Raw genomic sequence first — 15,443 nt, 5'->3', positions numbered from 1 at the left:
ATCGGGGTGCCGCTTCAGGTGCGAGGGCCCCGGGACAGGGTGCCGCCCCCGGTCAGGTCCTACGCGCGGCCGAGCCCCGGCCGCTTCGAGTAGTCCGTGAAGCCGACCACGTTCCCCCACGGGTCGGCGATCTCCACGGTCCAGCCCGTCGCCACCGAGGCCGGTTCGGCGAGCACCGCGACGCCGGCCTCGCCGAGTTCGCGGGCCTTCGCGCGGGCGTCCCGCACCTCCAGCCAGACGCGGGGCGCGGGCCACGGCGGCGGGCGGCGGTCGGTGCCGTCCTCCACCCGGAGCAGCACCCCGGGCGTCTCCGCGCCCACCTTCAGGATGGCGAGCCCGGCCTCGTCCAGGCGGTACGTGAGCGGGAACCCGGCCCGCTCGTAGAAGCCGACCGCCTCGTCGAGGTCGCCCACGGGGAACAGCGCGTTGTCGAATCCGAGCAGGTCGGAGGCCGTCGACGGCTGGCTATTGTCTGACATGTCGTCAGAATACGGGTCGGTTCGGCCCAGGGGCCGCGTCATTGCCGCGCGGCGCGTTTCCCGCCGGGAACCCTGGTACCCGACCACCACCACCGCCGCGACGTACGGAGCACCCCATGCCGGACCCCCACGACCCCCACGACGCTCAGGACTCCTGGGCAGTCCTGGACCTCACCGCCCTCGCCGACGACCACCTGAACCGGGCCCGCACCGCCGCCCACGGCCGCAGCGCGCATCTGATCGTCCACGACGGGCCGCTGCGCCAGAGCGTCATCGCGCTGGCCGCGGGGTCCGCCCTGCAGGAGCACGCGGCCCCGCCCGCCGCGAGCCTCCAGGTCCTGCGCGGCAAGGTGCGGCTCACCACCGGGTCCGGCGCCGACAGCGTGCTCGCCGGGGGCCAGTTGTGCGCGATCCCGCAGGAACGGCACGGCCTGCTCTGCCTGGAGGACTCCGTGGTGCTGCTCACGGCGGTCACGGAGACGGCCTGAGCAGGGGGCACCGCGACGGCCCGAGCCCCGGGCACCGCGACGGCCCGAGCCCTGGGCGCCGCGACGCCCCGCGACCGGCTGGGCCACCCTCGCGGGCGCCGGCGACTGGTCGCGGCCGCCCCGGCGGATGATCGACTCGGCGTACTGGTTCCTCAACACCGACCAGTGGCGCTACGACCGGTTCGCCGCCGACGTGCTCGCCTCACCGCTCGGCGAGGGCCGGTTCACGGGGATGACGGCGGCGGACTGCCTGGCGCAGTCGACTCGGTCGGGCTGGATGCCGTCGTACCCGACGTTCGACCGCAACCCGCTCGACCTGGGCGAGGGCACCGACCCGGTGACCGCGGCCGTGGACCAACTCCGCTCCGGCGAGCTGAAGTTCGCCTGCGAGGACCCCGACGCGCCGGAGAACTGGCCGCGCGTCCTCACCCTGTGGCGGGCCAACCTCCTCGGCTCGTCCGCCAAGGGCGCCGAGTACTTCACCAAGCACCTCCTCGGCACCCACTCCTCCCTGTGCGCCGAGGAGGCACCGCCCGGGGCCCGCCCCCGCGACGTGACCTGGCACGAGCAGGCCCCGGAGGGAAAGCTCGACCTGCTCCTCTCCCTCGACTTCCGCATGACGTCGTCGACGCTCCTGTCCGACATCACGCTCCCGGCCGCCACCTGGTACGAGAAGCACGACCTGTCGACCACCGACATGCACCCCTTCGTGCACGCCTTCACCCCCGCCGTCGACCCGCCCTGGCAGGCCCGCACCGACTTCGACGCGTTCCGTGCCATCGCCGACCGGCTCAGCGAACTGGCCGCCGACCACCTCGGCACCCGCCGGGACCTGGTCGCGACCGCCCTCCAGCACGACACCCCCGCCGAGACCGCGCAGCCCGGCGGGCTCGCCCTGGACTGGCGGCGCGGCGAGTGCGAGCCCGTGCCGGGGAAGACCATGCCCGCGCTCACCGTCGTCGAGCGCGACTACACCGCGATCGGCGCCAAGTTCGCCGCCCTCGGCCCGCTGGTGGAGCGGCTCGGCCTGCCCGCCAAGGGCATCGCGCTGCGCCCCGACGAGGAAGTGGCGGCGCTCGGGGCGCTCAACGGCGTCGTAAGCGAGGGTCCCGCCGCCGGACGCCCCCGCCTGGACGCCGCCGTGAAGGCCGCCAACACCATCCTCGCCCTGTCCGGCACCACCAACGGCCGCCTCGCCACCCAGGGCTTCCGCACCCTTCAGGCCCGCACCGGCCAGGAGATGGCGCACCTCGCCGCCGAGCACGAGGGCAAGCGCGTCAGCTACGCCGACACCCAGGCCGCACCCGTCCCCGTCATCACCTCGCCGGAGTGGTCGGGCAGCGAGTCCGGCGGGCGCCGCTACACCGCGTTCACCCTCAACACCGAGCATCTCAAGCCCTGGCACACCCTCACCGGCCGCCAGCACTTCCTCCTCGACCACGACTGGATCCACGAGCTGGGCGAGGCCCTGCCCGTGTACCGGCCGCCGCTCGACATGCACCGCCTGTTCGGCGAACCGCGTCTCGGGGCCGACGGGGAGCGGGAGGTGACGGTCCGCTACCTCACCCCGCACAACAAGTGGTCCATCCACTCCGAGTACCAGGACAACCTGTTCATGCTGTCGCTGTCCCGCGGCGGCCAGGTCATCTGGATGTCCCCGGACGACGCGGCGGCCATCGGCGTCCAGGACAACGACTGGATCGAGGCGGTCAACAGGAACGGCGTGGTGGCCGCCCGCGCCGTCGTCTCGCACCGCATGCCGACCGGCACGGTCTACATGCACCACGCGCAGGAACGCACCGTCAACGTCCCCAGGACGGAGACGACCGGCAGGCGCGGCGGCATCCACAACTCCCTGACCCGGCTGCTCCTCAAGCCCTCCCACCTCATCGGCGGCTACGCCCAGCTCTCCTGGGCCTTCAACTACCTGGGCCCGACGGGCAACCAGCGCGACGAGGTCACCGTGATCCGCCGCAGGACCGAGCAGGAGGTGACGTACTGGCCATGCGGGTACGCGCACAGATCGCGATGGTCATGAACCTCGACAAGTGCATCGGCTGCCACACCTGCTCGGTCACCTGCAAGCAGACCTGGACCAACCGCTCCGGCATGGAGTACGTCTGGTTCAACAACGTCGAGACCCGCCCGGGGCAGGGCTATCCGCGCCGCTACGAGGACCAGGAGAAGTGGCGCGGCGGCTGGGAGCTGAACCGGCGCGGCGCCCTCAAGCTCAAGGCGGGCGGCCGCTTCCACGCCCTCGCCACGATCTTCTCCAACCCGGTCCTGCCCGAGATCAAGGACTACTACGAGCCCTGGACGTACGAGTACAAGAACCTCACCGACGCGCCCCTCGGCGAGGACTACCCGGTCGCGGAACCCCGCTCCCTGCTCACCGGCAAGCCCATGAAGATCGAGTGGAGCTCGAACTGGGACGACGACCTCGGCGGCGGCGCGCCGGGCCTCGACGCCGACCCGATGGTCGAGCGGGCCCGCGACCAGGCCCGCGGGACCGCCGACCGGCTCTCCCGCGACATCCGCGCCACCTTCGAAGAGACCTTCATGTTCTACCTGCCGCGCATCTGCGAGCACTGCCTCAACCCGGCGTGCGTGGCGTCCTGCCCGTCCGGCGCGATGTACAAGCGGGCGGAGGACGGCGTCGTCCTCGTCGACCAGGACGGCTGCCGGGGCTGGCGCAAGTGCGTCACGGGCTGCCCGTACAAGAAGGTCTACTTCAACCACCGCACCGGCAAGGCGGAGAAGTGCACGCTCTGCTACCCGCGCCTCGAAGTGGGCCTGCCCACGGTCTGCTCCGAGACGTGCGTGGGCCGCCTGCGCTATCTGGGCGTGGTCCTCTACGACGCCGACAAGGTCACCGCGGCCGCCTCGACACCCTCCGAACAGGACCTGTACGAGGCCCAGTTGGGCGTCTTCCTCGACCCCGGCGACCCGGACGTGCGGCGCGCCGCCGAGCGCGACGGCGTCCCGCACGACTGGATCGAGGCCGCCCGGCGCTCACCCGTGCACGCCCTGATCAGCACCTACCGGGTGGCCCTCCCGCTGCACCCGGAGTACCGCACCCTGCCCATGGTCTGGTACGTCCCGCCGCTGTCCCCGGTCGTGGAGGCCCTGGCCGGGACCGGACACGACGGGGAGGACGCGGGCAACCTCTTCGGCGCCATCGACACCCTGCGGATCCCCCTCGAATACCTCGCGGAACTCTTCACGGCCGGGGACGTCGGGCCGGTGCGGGCCGCCCTGGAACGGCTCGCGGCGATGCGGTCGTACATGCGGAGCGTCAACCTGGGCGACCCGCCGGACAGCGCGGCCGCCGAGGCGGTCGGCATGACGGGCGCCGCGATCGAGGACATGTACCGGCTCCTGGCGATCGCCAAGTACGACGAGCGGTACGTCATCCCGACGGCGGCCATGGCGGACGCGCGGCGCCTTGAGGAGTCGGCGGTGCCGGACGGCTGCTCCCTGGACGCGGCGGGCGGACCGGGGATGGGCGGGCCCGGGCCCTTCGGGGACGACTCAGGGACCCACAACGGTCTGCCCCTGGTCACGATCGAGAACTTCCACGCCTCCCGCGACCGCCAGACAGCGGACGCCCCGGCGCCGGGGGAGGAGGACCGGTGACCGCGCCCGCCGCGCTCTACCAGGGCGCCGCACACTGCCTCTGCTACCCCGACACGGAAACCCGGGCCCACCTCCCCCTGATCCGCGAGGCGGCCCCCCAACTGACCCCGTTCCTGGACTACGCCCAGTCCGCGACCCCGACCGAGCTCGCCGAACACTACGTCCGCACCTTCGACTTCAAGAACCGCCACAGCCTGTACCTGAGCTGGTGGCTGGACGGCGACACCCGCCGCAGGGGCGCGTCCCTGGTCGCCTTCAAGGAGACGTACCGGGCGCACGCCTTGGAGCCGACCGGCGAGGAACTCCCCGACCACCTGCCCACGGTCCTGGAGTTCACAGCGGCGACCGGCTCCCCGGACCTGCTCCTCGCCCACCGCGCGGGCCTCGAACTCCTCCGCATCGCCCTCACCGAGAACGGCACCCCCTACGCCTCGGTCCTCGACGCCGTCTGCCGCACCCTCCCGGGCCCCTCGCCCAAGGACCGCGCCGAGGCCCGCGCCCTGGCCCGCTCGGGCCCGCCCACCGAGACAGTCGGAGTCGACTGATGCACACCCTCGTCTGGGCGGTCCTGCCCTGCGTGGCCCTGACCCTGCTCGTCGCGGGCACGATCTGGCGCTACCGCTACGACAAGTTCGGCTGGACCACCCGCTCCTCCCAGATCTACGAGTCGAAGCTCCTCAACATCGCGTCCCCCGCCTTCCACTACGGCATCCTCTTCGTCCTCGCCGGCCACCTCATGGGCCTGTTCGTCCCGGAGTCCTGGACGAACGCGGTCGGCCTGAAGGAGCACGCGTACCACCTGCTGTCCCTCTTCGGTGGCACGGCGGCGGGCCTACTGGCAGTGGCGGGCATCGCCCTGCTCCTCTACCGCAGACGCACGAACGCGCCCGTCTTCCGGGCGACCACCCGCAACGACAAGCTCATGTACGCGGTGCTCCTGGCGGCGATCATCATGGGCATGTGGGCCAAGCTCACGAACTCCTCGGTGAGCGAGGGCTACAACTACCGGGAATCCATCGCCCCGTGGGCCCGCAGCATCGTCACGCTCCAGCCGGACGTCGACGCGATGACGGGCGTCCCCCTGACCTTCCAGCTCCACGCGGTCATCGGCCTGCTCCTGATCGCCCTGGTCCCCTTCACCCGCCTGATCCACATGTTCAGCGCGCCGGTGCAGTATCTGTTCCGGCCTTATGTGGTGTATCGGAGCCGCGCCACGGACGCGGTGGGCACACGGAAGGAGCGGCGGGGGTGGGAGAAGGTGGATTCGTAGGATTCAGTCGGTGCGCCGCTTGGGCTGGGCCGCTTTGAGGATCACCGCCACGTCCAGCGACACTTTGACGCCGATCGAGTCGGGGAGGGCGACCACCTGGCCGGAGGCGTGCACTTGATGGTTCGCGTACTCGCCGTCGGTGGGTTCGGTGAGGACGTGCAGGCGCTGGTGCTTGCGGTCGACGACGACATATACGGGGACGTTGGCCTCGGCGTAGGCGGCGACCTTGGTCTTTAGGTCGTCCTTCCAGTTGCTGGAGGTGACTTCCAGGACGAGCCGGAAGCAGGCCGGGTCGTAGGCGTTGTTCTCGACGAAGTGGTCGTCGATGTCGGCGTCCACGATCACGAGATCGGGGATGGCGTAGTCCTCGGTGCCGGTGGGGAGCCAGAGCCCGACGTTCTGGAGGACCTCGGCATCGACGTCGTCCAGCCCGGCGTCGAAGAACGGGCGCATGAGCGTGGTCAGGGCGCGGGCATGCGGGACATCCGGTGAGGGGGTCACGAGGAGATGGCCTCCGATGATCTCGACGCGGTAGCCCGGATGGCGCTCCATGATCTCGTCTGCGATTGCCGTGAGGGAGAACGGCTCTTCGTCCTCGAAAGGCTGCTCGACGCTGGCGGCGGACATCGCGTGCCTCCTAGGGGCTGGGGTCGAGAGCATCATCGTAGGACGAACCAGGCTCGGGCATCCGGAACCGAATCGTTCACCAGAACGAGTGAGGGCCCCGCGCCCGGTGTGGAAACCGGGTGCGGGGCCCTCACGCAGGCCGAGCCGAAAAGCTAGAAGCGGCGCGTGATCAGCGCCCGCTTCACCTCCTGGATCGCCTTCGTGACCTCGATGCCGCGCGGGCACGCGTCGGTGCAGTTGAACGTCGTGCGGCAGCGCCACACGCCGTCCTTGTCGTTCAGGATCTCCAGGCGCTGCTCACCGGCCTCGTCGCGCGAGTCGAAGATGAAGCGGTGCGCGTTGACGATCGCGGCCGGGCCGAAGTACTGGCCGTCGTTCCAGAACACCGGGCAGGACGACGTGCACGCGGCGCACAGGATGCACTTCGTGGTGTCGTCGAAGCGCTCGCGGTCCTCGGCGGACTGCAGGCGCTCCCGGGTCGGCTCGTTGCCCGTGGTGACCAGGAAGGGCATCACGTCGCGGTAGGCCTGGAAGAACGGGTCCATGTCGACGACGAGGTCCTTCAGGACCGTGAGGCCCTTGATGGGCTCGACCGTGATCGGCTTGGCCGGGTTGATGTCCTTGATCAGGGTCTTGCAGGCAAGGCGGTTCTTGCCGTTGATGCGCATGGCGTCCGAGCCGCAGATGCCGTGCGCGCAGGAGCGGCGGAACGTCAGCGTGCCGTCCAGGTCCCACTTGATCTTGTGCAGACCGTCGAGGACCCGCTCCTTGGGGTCGATCTCCAGCTGGAAGTCTTCCCAGACCGCGTCCGCCGAGATCTCCGGGTTGAAGCGGCGGATCCGGAAGGTGACGGTGATGAGGTGGGACGAGGCCGCGGCGTCCGCCTCGACCTTGTCCATCGTCGGAGTTGCCATCAGTACTTACGCTCCATCGGCTGGTAGCGGGTCTGGACGACCGGCTTGTAGTCGAGGCGGATCGAGTCCTTGCCGTCGTCGGCGACCTCGCGGTACGCCATGGTGTGGCGCATGAAGTTGACGTCGTCGCGGTTGGGGAAGTCCTCGCGGTAGTGGCCGCCGCGGGACTCCTTGCGGGCGAGGGCCGAGACCGCCATGACCTCGGCGAGGTCGAGCAGGTTGCCCAGCTCGATGGCCTCCAGGAGGTCGGTGTTGAAGCGCTTGCCCTTGTCCTGGACCGAGACGTTCTTGTAGCGCTCGCGCAGCTCGGCGATCTTCTCGACGGCCGTCTTGATGGTCTGCTCCGTACGGAACACCATCACGTTGGCGTCCATCGTCTCCTGGAGCTCCTTGCGGATGTCCGCGACGCGCTCCGTGCCCGTGGAGTCGCGCAGCTGCTCCACCAGGGAGACCACGAGCTCCGCCGGGTTCTCCGGCAGCTCGACGAAGTCGGCCTTCTCGGAGTACTCCGCGGCGGCGATGCCCGCGCGGCGGCCGAAGACGTTGATGTCCAGGAGCGAGTTCGTGCCCAGGCGGTTGGCGCCGTGCACGGACACACAGGCGACCTCGCCGGCCGCGTACAGGCCGGGGACGACCGTCGTGTTGTCGCTGAGGACCTCGCCCTCGACGTTCGTCGGGATGCCGCCCATGGCGTAGTGCGCGGTCGGCTGGATCGGGATCGGGTCCGTGTAGGGCTCGATGCCGAGGTAGGTGCGCGCGAACTCGGTGATGTCCGGGAGCTTGGCGTCGAGCTGCTCCGGCGGCAGGTGCGTGAGGTCGAGGTAGACGTGGTCGCCCTCGGGACCGCAGCCGCGGCCCTCACGGATCTCCGTGTAGATGGAGCGGGACACGACGTCACGGGACGCGAGGTCCTTCATGACCGGCGCGTACTTCTCCATGAAGCGCTCGCCGTCCTTGTTGCGCAGGATGCCGCCCTCACCGCGGGCGCCCTCCGTGAGCAGGATGCCCATGCGCCAGATGCCGGTCGGGTGGAACTGGAAGAACTCCATGTCCTCGAGCGGCAGACCACGGCGGTAGCAGGCGGCCTGGCCGTCACCGGTCAGGGTGTGCGCGTTCGACGTCACCTTGAAGAACTTGCCGGTGCCGCCGGAGGCGTACACGACCGCCTTCGCCTGGAAGATGTGGATCTCGCCGGTGGCCAGCTCGTACGCGACGACGCCCGCCGACTTCTTGACGCCGTCCTCCTCCACGATGAGCTGGTCGAGGACGTAGAACTCGTTGAAGAACTCCACACCCTCCTTGACGCAGTTCTGGTAGAGGGTCTGGAGGATCATGTGGCCCGTGCGGTCCGCGGCGTAGCAGGACCGGCGCACCGGCGCCTCACCGTGGTTGCGGGAGTGGCCGCCGAAGCGGCGCTGGTCGATGGTGCCGTCCGGGGTGCGGTTGAACGGCAGGCCCATCTTCTCGAGGTCGAGGACCGCGTCGATGGCCTCCTTCGCCAGGATCTCGGCGGCGTCCTGGTCGACCAGGTAGTCGCCGCCCTTGATCGTGTCGAAGGTGTGCCACTCCCAGTTGTCCTCCTCCACGTTGGCGAGCGCGGCGGCCATGCCGCCCTGCGCCGCGCCTGTGTGGGAACGCGTGGGGTAGAGCTTGGTGAGCACGGCGGTGCGGCTGCGCTTCGTCGCCTCGATGGCGGCGCGCATGCCGGCGCCGCCCGCGCCGACGATGACGGTGTCGTACTTGTGGATCTTCATGGGTGGTTACCTCAGCCCCGTGCCTAGCGGATGTTCGGGTCGAAGGTGAAGATCACCAGCGTGCCCAGCAGGATGGTGAACACCGTGGCGGTGTACAGCAGGCCCTTCAGCCACAGGCGCGTGTTCGGGCGCTCCGCGTAGTCGTTGATGACCGTGCGCAGACCGTTCGCGCCGTGCAGCATCGCGAGCCACAGCATCAGCAGGTCCCAGACCTGCCAGAACGGCGAGGCCCAGCGGCCGGCGACGAACGCGAAGCCGATCTTGCTCACGCCGCCGTCGAGGACCAGCTGGATCAGCAGGTGCGTGATGACGAGGACGACGAGGACGACGCCGGACAGGCGCATGAACAGCCACGCGGCCATCTCGAAGTTGCCGCGCGTGGCGCGCGGGGTCTTCGAGGTGCGCTTGCGGGGCGCCTCGATGAGGGGGGCCGGGTGGTCGACGTCGTACAGCGAGACGTCTTCGACGGGGCCGACGCCGGAGCCGCCGGACTTCTCTACGGTCGTGTCAGTGGACATGTCTGGCCTCAGCTCCCGAATACTTCACGGACGGCGTGGCCGAGGACCGGGTAGAGCGCGCCGACCATCAGCACGACCCAGATGCCCACGACGGTCCAGAGCATCTGCTTCTGGTAGCGCGGGCCCTTCGACCAGAAGTCGACGGCGATGACGCGCAGGCCGTTGAGCGCGTGGAAGAGGATGGCGGCGACCAGGCCGTACTCGAGGAGCGCGACGAGGGGCGTCTTGTAGGTAGCCACGACATCGTCGTACGCCTCCGGGGAGACGCGGACGAGAGCGGTGTCGAGGACATGCACGAACAGGAAGAAGAAGATGAGGACACCGGTGACTCGATGAGCCACCCATGACCACATGCCTTCCCGGCCGCGGTACAGCGTTCCAGCCGGCACGGAAGAACCCTCCGGGAGCGGGGATTGGGGCCGGCCGGCTTCTCTGTCGGACGAGCCCGGCCGGGTACGGTCCACCGGCCGCTCGTCATCGTATCGACGAGTTGTCGGCTCCCCCGCCCCGGGTCCTCGGGTGTGATCAAACAGGCAATCAAACTGGTACGTACGGGCTATCGCGACGGGGTTCGCCGCGTCGGGCCGGGGGCGCGACGGGGTGGTCCTGGGCGGTCGGCGCGGCCTGGGCGTGGACCAGGCGGGTGAGGCGGCCGCGGGCCAGGCGCCGCAGTTCCTCGGCGGCCACGGCGCGCTCTTCCTCCGGGTCGTTGCCGAGGCGGCCGTGGATGGAGGCGAGCAGGTGGTCGAGGGATTCGCTGGGGGCGACGGCGTCGAGGCAGACCACGAAGGCGTGGCCGAAGCGGCTCTCGTACGCGGCGGTGGCGGCGCGCAGGGCGGTGGCCGCGGCCTCGTAGCCGCTGCCCGGCGGGAGCGAGGGCTCCAGGGGTTCGGCGGCCAGGGCCTCGGCGAGGTCGTCGGGGGTCAGGTCGTAGGCCGCCTCGTCGGCGGCGGCGAGCAGCGCTTCCAGGTCGGGGTAGGGCCGGTGGGCGGCGACGCGGTGGGCCCAGTGACGGCTCCCGCAGCAGGTCAGCAGGGTGCGCTCGGCGTCCTGGGGCCTTGCGGCGTTCAGGGCGTCCGGTATGGCGCGGTGCGGCGGCAGGGGAGCTCCTCGGCACAGAGCAGCGGGTGTCGGGTGGTCCCGGCGCGGGGTGGGATCCCGGCGCGAGGTCTGGGGCAACGCTAGCGGGGTGGGGAGAGAGGTGTCCGTGAGGCACCCGGATTTCACCCGAATGGGAGAGTTTGGGGTTGATCGGTGGACGCGCGAGCCCTCGTGGGGTGGACGAGCGGGCGGCGTCGGGCCGGGCTTAGCGTGGGGGCATGGAGGCTCTGACTTCTGGTGCGGTGGGTCCGGTGGCGGGTTCTGACGCGGTGGGTGCGGGGGTGATGTCCGGCGTGGCGGGCGTGTCGGCCGTGGCGGGTGCGGAGGTGTCCTCCGGGGCGGTGGGTGCTTCCGGGGCGGCAGGTGTGTCTTCCGGGGCGGCAGGTGTGTCTTCCGGGGTGGCCGCTGTGGCGGCGGTCGCGGATCCGGGGGCGGGTCCGGCCGCCGCTTCTCGCTCGGTGGGCGTGTCGGTGGGTGGTGGGGCGTGATCCGGGGGCGCCTCGCCGTCGGCACGGGGATCGTCGCGGCGGGGGCGGTGGCCCTCGCGGTCGGGTTCTGGCCCGACGGATCCGGCACGGGAGGCGGCTCCGGTGACGGGGGCCGCACGGCAGGGACGGCGACGGCGTCCGAGCCCGCCCCGCGCTCGCCCGCGCCCACCAAGTCGTACGCGCTCTCCGAGGCGCCCGCCACCATCCCCGCCGTCCGCGAGCACACCCCCGCCCGTGGCCCCGGCTGGCGGCCGGGCGACGGCGGCCGGGTCGTCGTCGGGGACCGGGTCCTCGCGGACGAGGCGCGGCTGCTCGCCCGGGAGCTGCGGCTGCGGTACGCGGGCGAGGCGAAGCCGCGCGCGGGCGACGTGCGCCTCGAACTGTCCCGGGGCGGGGGGCGGGGCGGCGGCCCCGAGTCGTACACCCTCACCGTCGAGGACCGCACCGTGCGCGTCGCCGCGCCCGCCGAGGCCGGGGTCTTCTACGGCACCCGCACCCTCAAGCAGGAGGTGGCGGGCGGCAGGAGCGCCCCGGAGGGCGTCGTGCGGGACCGGCCCGCCAAGCCGCGCCGCGGCTTCATGGTCGACATCGCCCGCAAGCACTTCTCCGCCGAGTGGATCGAGGACCGGATCCGGGAGCTGGGCGACCTCAAGTACAACGAGATGGGCCTGCACTTCTCCGACGACCAGGCCTTCCGCATCGCCTCCGACTCGCACCCCGAAGTCGTCTCCGCCGACCACCTCACCAAGGCGCAGGTCCGCCGCATCGTCGCCCTCGCGGCCGAGCGGCACATCACCGTCGTACCGGAGATCGACTCGCCCGGACACCTCGGCGCGGTCATAGCCGCCCACCCCGACCTGCAACTGCGCGACAGCCGCGGCGTGGCCACGCGGGGCGCCGTCGACATAGCGAAGCCGAAGGCCGCCGAGATCGTCGACGACCTGCTGCGCGAGTACGACGAGCTGTTCCCCGGCGCCCGCTGGCACCTCGGCGCCGACGAGTACCAGGCGCTGACCCGGAGCGACCCCGAGGCCTCCTACCCGCGGCTCGCCGCCGCCGCGCGCGACCGCGTCGGCCCGGACGCCCGCGTCCAGGACCTGGCGACGGCGTGGCTGAACGACCGCGCGAAGGCGGTGGGCCCGGGGCGGGAGGTGCGGGCCTGGAACGACGGGTTCTTCCGCGACGGCGTCACCCGCGTCGACGACCGCGTCGAGGTCGCGTACTGGACCGGCAAGGAGATCGGCGCCCGCGAGCCCGTCGAGTACCTGCGCGACGGCCGTGACGTGCTCAACTACAACGACGAGTACCTCTATTACGTCCTCGGCGAGCCCAACGACTTCCAGTACCCCACCGGGCAGCGCATCTACGAGCAGTGGACCCCCCTGGTCCTGCGCGGCACCCGCCCCGTCCCCGCCTCCTACGACCGCCGGATACTCGGCGGCACCTTCGCCGTGTGGTGCGACCTCGCCGGATCGCAGACGCAGGAGCAGGTGGCGCGCGGGGTCCGGCTGCCGCTGCGGGCGACGGCGCAGAAGCTGTGGGACGAGCGGGGGCCGACGCGGCCGTGGGAGGCGTTCGTGCGGCTCGCGGGCGAGGTGGAGCGGCCCGCGCGCTGAATGCCCGGACCGGGCCGGGCCAGACCGGGCCGGGCCAGACCGGCCCGGACCAGACCGGCCCGGACCGGCGGGCACGGGGTTTCCGGCGCCCCTTTTGCCGCCCCTTTGGCCGCGAATGCTCCGGCGAGTTCCGAATGATCCGCGAGTGGACACCCCTGTCGTTGACGCGTACATTGCGCCGGTCGTGCCGCGCCGACGCCCGGGGAGGGGTGTGAGCGGCGGCCGCGCTCTCGCAGCGCTCATCCGATCTCGACCCGTGGGGGACAGCTCCGTCATGTCGTACACGCCACCGCTCATGCCTTCGGCCCCGCCGCCGCCGTCCGCCCCCGGGCCCGGTGCCTGGCTGAAGTCGCCCGCGGGCCTCGCGAACGCCACGGTGGCGCTCCTCGGGGCCGGCATCGCCGCCGACCTGTTCTCGCTGTGGGCGGGCGGCGGGGTCTTCGGTGTCGTGAGCGATGTGCTCGACGGGGACTACAGCGCCGTCACCGAGGACCGCCTCGACCGGGCCGACACCCTGTACGGCGTCTCCGGGATCCTCCAGGGCGCGGTGATGCTCGGCACCGTCGTCCTCTTCCTGTGCTGGTTCCACCGGGTGCGGGTGAACGCCGAGGTGTTCGCGCCGGACGCGCACAGCAAGTCGCGGGGCTGGGCGGTGGGCGGCTGGTTCGTGCCGATCGCCAACCTGTGGTTCCCGCGCCGGATCGCCGTCGACATCTGGGACGCCAGCTCCGGCGAGCGCTGGCTGCCGGGCGCGGGCGTGCGGAACGAGCGGCGCACGCTCCTCAACGCCTGGTGGACGCTGTGGCTGACGACCGGCATCTTCGGGCAGATCGCCTCGCGCCAGTACGCGAACGCCGAGGAGCCCGAGAAGATCAAGCAGGCCGTCGTCTCCCTGATGGCCTCCGACCTCATCAACATCGCCGCCGCCGTCGTGGCGATGCTCTTCGTGCGCCGTCTCACCGCGATGCAGGACGCGATGGCGCGCTCCGGCCCGGGGCACCTCGCCTAGCCCGGCCGCGGCCGGTCGCGTGGATCACCCGTGGCCGAACGCGTGGATCATCCGCGTGTGCTGTGCCTGATCCGTGCTTTCGGTGGCGCACGCACGCGCCCTGTGGTGTATTCGGCCGGAAGCCGGAAACAGCGGTTCGAGCACAACGGGGGCACGGAGATGGGCTACTGGGGGTACTACGTCGTGGGCAGGAGCACGCGGCCGCTCGGGGAGTTCGCCGCGGTGGCGGGCGTACGCGACCGGCTCACGCTCCTTGAGGCGCGGCCCGACGGCTGGCAGGTCTGGGAGTGCCCGGGCGACGGTTCGGTGGACGTCGGCAACATGAACGCGCTCGCCCGGGAGACGGCGGCGCCCGCGCTCTTCGGGTACGTCCTGGACAGCGACTGCGTGGTCGTCGAGGCGGCGGCGCCGGAGAGCGGCGCGTGGACGACGTGTCTGGCCCGCGAGGCGATGGCCGGGTACCTCGGCGAGGACGAACTGACCGTCGAGGACTACTTCCTGGAGCCGCGCGACGCCGCCGAGCGCGCCGTCGCCTGGGCCGCCGAGTCGGGCCGCACCGCACGTCCCGCCGCGCTCCTCGACGTCCTCACCGCAGCCCCCGAACCGTCCGCGGAGGAACTGTTCTTCCGGTTTCTCGACCGGCTCGGGGTGTTCCCGCAGTAGCCTGCCCGGCGGCGTCGAATTCCGGCCGCTGTGACGTTACTGAGCCTCCGTACGCAGTAAGGGCAAGTGGGGCATGCGGAGGTGCCCAGTCCGCGACAGGAGACGGCGTACGTCATGAGTACGAGCCCTTTGCCCAGTTCAGACCCGCGGGTGCGGGCGGGCGACGCATGGCCGGATAGCGCGCTCCGCGCCGCCGGACCGTCGGATACCGGCCAGCCGAGCCTGGTCGACCTCATCGCCCTGGCCGACGAGACCGCCCTGGCCGCCAGCGGCCTCGGCTGCCTCGACCGCTGCCTGCCGCTGCTCGGCGACGACGACCAGGTGCTTCGCCCCCTGTGGGTGAGCCTCGCCGACGGTACGGCGTGGGAAGGGGCGTTGGGGGAGGTGCGGGGGGCGCTCGGGGCCGGTGGGTCCGGTGCGTTCGGTGGTGCTGCTGGGTCCCGTGGTGCCGGTGCCGGTGCCGGTGCCGGTGCCGACTCCGACTCCGACGCCGTCGCCCTAGCCCGGCGCATGCTCGACGCCGTCCCCGCCACCCGCTCGGCCGACTCCCTGCGGGCCTGGGCCGACGGCTGCTCGGCCGCCGCCCTGCAGATCCACCGGCTCCTGGACGCAGGGAACGACGGCGTGTCACCGCTCGTCGCCGCCGAACTCCGGCGCCAGGTACGGGTCCTTGAGCTGCTCGGCGGCCGCGCGGGCACCGGTGGCGGACTGCGCCAGGTGCTCGACGTGTCGACCGAGGGGCGGCGGGTGCTGCGGGCGGTGGTGTCGCGGTCGCGGCGGTCGGGGGTTGGGGCGTCGGGGTCGGACTAGGGCCTGTCCGACGGGGGCGCGGACACGCCCCGCGTGCCGGTGGGTGTGCGGGTCGGTGCGCGGGTCGGTG

General features: G+C 71.6%; 15 protein-coding genes and 1 pseudogene. 9 read left to right on the top strand and 7 right to left on the bottom strand.

Features of this window, described 5'->3' with window-relative positions; all coding sequences use genetic code 11:
• Positions 1-59: 59 nt before the first annotated feature.
• Entirely contained in the window at positions 60-479 is a 420-nt protein-coding gene (locus tag ACZ6BG_RS11755; RefSeq protein WP_468999724.1) for a VOC family protein, read from the bottom strand.
• Positions 480-595: 116 nt separating this feature from the next.
• Here ACZ6BG_RS11755 and ACZ6BG_RS11750 point away from each other — a divergent pair, with 116 nt between their 5' ends.
• The 5 genes and pseudogenes from ACZ6BG_RS11750 to narI all read left to right on the top strand — a co-directional run bounded on the left by ACZ6BG_RS11750 (position 596) and on the right by narI (position 5,873).
• Positions 596-967, top strand: coding sequence for a cupin domain-containing protein (locus ACZ6BG_RS11750; protein WP_468999723.1), 372 nt, complete (start codon positions 596-598; stop codon positions 965-967).
• Between the two features lie 64 nt (positions 968-1,031).
• A pseudogene (locus tag ACZ6BG_RS11745) lies at positions 1,032-3,005 on the top strand (molybdopterin dinucleotide binding domain-containing protein); the annotation flags it as partial.
• Positions 2,972-4,603, top strand: a complete 1,632-nt coding sequence (narH, locus tag ACZ6BG_RS11740) for a nitrate reductase subunit beta (RefSeq protein WP_468999722.1) — start codon at positions 2,972-2,974, stop codon at positions 4,601-4,603. The pseudogene ACZ6BG_RS11745 and the gene narH, both read left to right, overlap by 34 nt.
• Positions 4,600-5,148, top strand: a complete 549-nt coding sequence (gene narJ / locus ACZ6BG_RS11735; RefSeq protein WP_468999721.1) for a nitrate reductase molybdenum cofactor assembly chaperone — start codon at positions 4,600-4,602, stop codon at positions 5,146-5,148. Before narH ends, narJ begins: the two co-directional genes overlap by 4 nt.
• Positions 5,148-5,873, top strand: coding sequence for a respiratory nitrate reductase subunit gamma (narI, locus tag ACZ6BG_RS11730; RefSeq protein WP_468999720.1), 726 nt, complete (start codon positions 5,148-5,150; stop codon positions 5,871-5,873). Before narJ ends, narI begins: the two co-directional genes overlap by 1 nt.
• Positions 5,874-5,876: 3 nt before the next feature.
• On the opposite strand, the gene ACZ6BG_RS11725 is transcribed toward narI, so the two are convergent.
• The 6 genes from ACZ6BG_RS11725 to ACZ6BG_RS11700 form a co-directional block, all read right to left on the bottom strand.
• Positions 5,877-6,500, bottom strand: a complete 624-nt coding sequence (locus tag ACZ6BG_RS11725; RefSeq protein WP_087885609.1) for a Uma2 family endonuclease — start codon at positions 6,498-6,500, stop codon at positions 5,877-5,879.
• Between the two features lie 152 nt (positions 6,501-6,652).
• Positions 6,653-7,414: a succinate dehydrogenase iron-sulfur subunit gene (locus ACZ6BG_RS11720; protein WP_468451004.1), complete on the bottom strand. Its 762-nt coding sequence runs from the start codon at positions 7,412-7,414 to the stop codon at positions 6,653-6,655.
• Positions 7,414-9,168 carry a succinate dehydrogenase flavoprotein subunit gene (sdhA, locus tag ACZ6BG_RS11715; protein ID WP_468451006.1) on the bottom strand — a complete coding sequence of 585 codons (1,755 nt, stop codon included), beginning with the start codon at positions 9,166-9,168 and terminating at the stop codon, positions 7,414-7,416. Before sdhA ends, ACZ6BG_RS11720 begins: the two co-directional genes overlap by 1 nt.
• Before the next feature lie 23 nt (positions 9,169-9,191).
• Positions 9,192-9,686 carry a succinate dehydrogenase hydrophobic membrane anchor subunit gene (locus ACZ6BG_RS11710; protein ID WP_087885611.1) on the bottom strand — a complete coding sequence of 165 codons (495 nt, stop codon included), beginning with the start codon at positions 9,684-9,686 and terminating at the stop codon, positions 9,192-9,194.
• An 8-nt stretch (positions 9,687-9,694) separates the two neighbouring features.
• Positions 9,695-10,075, bottom strand: coding sequence for a succinate dehydrogenase, cytochrome b556 subunit (gene sdhC, locus ACZ6BG_RS11705; RefSeq protein WP_190114701.1), 381 nt, complete (start codon positions 10,073-10,075; stop codon positions 9,695-9,697).
• Between the two features lie 148 nt (positions 10,076-10,223).
• Positions 10,224-10,865 carry a 2-oxo-4-hydroxy-4-carboxy-5-ureidoimidazoline decarboxylase gene (locus ACZ6BG_RS11700; protein WP_468999719.1) on the bottom strand — a complete coding sequence of 214 codons (642 nt, stop codon included), beginning with the start codon at positions 10,863-10,865 and terminating at the stop codon, positions 10,224-10,226.
• Positions 10,866-11,271: 406 nt separating this feature from the next.
• Here ACZ6BG_RS11700 and ACZ6BG_RS11695 point away from each other — a divergent pair, with 406 nt between their 5' ends.
• The 4 genes from ACZ6BG_RS11695 to ACZ6BG_RS11680 all read left to right on the top strand — a co-directional run bounded on the left by ACZ6BG_RS11695 (position 11,272) and on the right by ACZ6BG_RS11680 (position 15,373).
• Positions 11,272-12,891, top strand: coding sequence for a beta-N-acetylhexosaminidase (locus tag ACZ6BG_RS11695; protein WP_468999718.1), 1,620 nt, complete (start codon positions 11,272-11,274; stop codon positions 12,889-12,891).
• Positions 12,892-13,186: 295 nt separating this feature from the next.
• Positions 13,187-13,900, top strand: a complete 714-nt coding sequence (locus tag ACZ6BG_RS11690) for a DUF4328 domain-containing protein (protein WP_468999717.1) — start codon at positions 13,187-13,189, stop codon at positions 13,898-13,900.
• A 159-nt stretch (positions 13,901-14,059) separates the two neighbouring features.
• Positions 14,060-14,563, top strand: coding sequence for a hypothetical protein (locus ACZ6BG_RS11685; protein WP_468999716.1), 504 nt, complete (start codon positions 14,060-14,062; stop codon positions 14,561-14,563).
• A gap of 114 nt (positions 14,564-14,677) precedes the next feature.
• Positions 14,678-15,373, top strand: coding sequence for a hypothetical protein (locus ACZ6BG_RS11680; protein ID WP_468999715.1), 696 nt, complete (start codon positions 14,678-14,680; stop codon positions 15,371-15,373).
• The last annotated feature ends 70 nt before the right edge of the window (positions 15,374-15,443 follow it).

This window comes from Streptomyces sp. NPDC041205, from assembly GCF_055591765.1.
The sequence above is the reverse complement of the archived record's forward strand: the minus strand, read 5'-3'. Positions and strand labels throughout refer to the sequence as shown.

What these genes read in the sequence shown, in the direction of transcription:
- ACZ6BG_RS11755 (WP_468999724.1), bottom strand. Translation starts at nt 479, where the DNA reads ATGTCAGACAATAGCCAGCCGTCGACGGCCTCCGACCTGCTCGGATTC.
- ACZ6BG_RS11750 (WP_468999723.1), top strand. Translation starts at nt 596, where the DNA reads ATGCCGGACCCCCACGACCCCCACGACGCTCAGGACTCCTGGGCAGTC.
- narH (WP_468999722.1), top strand. Translation starts at nt 2,972, where the DNA reads ATGCGGGTACGCGCACAGATCGCGATGGTCATGAACCTCGACAAGTGC.
- narI (WP_468999720.1), top strand. Translation starts at nt 5,148, where the DNA reads ATGCACACCCTCGTCTGGGCGGTCCTGCCCTGCGTGGCCCTGACCCTG.
- ACZ6BG_RS11725 (WP_087885609.1), bottom strand. Translation starts at nt 6,500, where the DNA reads ATGTCCGCCGCCAGCGTCGAGCAGCCTTTCGAGGACGAAGAGCCGTTC.
- ACZ6BG_RS11720 (WP_468451004.1), bottom strand. Translation starts at nt 7,414, where the DNA reads ATGGCAACTCCGACGATGGACAAGGTCGAGGCGGACGCCGCGGCCTCG.
- sdhA (WP_468451006.1), bottom strand. Translation starts at nt 9,168, where the DNA reads ATGAAGATCCACAAGTACGACACCGTCATCGTCGGCGCGGGCGGCGCC.
- ACZ6BG_RS11710 (WP_087885611.1), bottom strand. Translation starts at nt 9,686, where the DNA reads ATGTCCACTGACACGACCGTAGAGAAGTCCGGCGGCTCCGGCGTCGGC.
- ACZ6BG_RS11690 (WP_468999717.1), top strand. Translation starts at nt 13,187, where the DNA reads ATGCCTTCGGCCCCGCCGCCGCCGTCCGCCCCCGGGCCCGGTGCCTGG.
- ACZ6BG_RS11685 (WP_468999716.1), top strand. Translation starts at nt 14,060, where the DNA reads ATGGGCTACTGGGGGTACTACGTCGTGGGCAGGAGCACGCGGCCGCTC.
- ACZ6BG_RS11680 (WP_468999715.1), top strand. Translation starts at nt 14,678, where the DNA reads ATGAGTACGAGCCCTTTGCCCAGTTCAGACCCGCGGGTGCGGGCGGGC.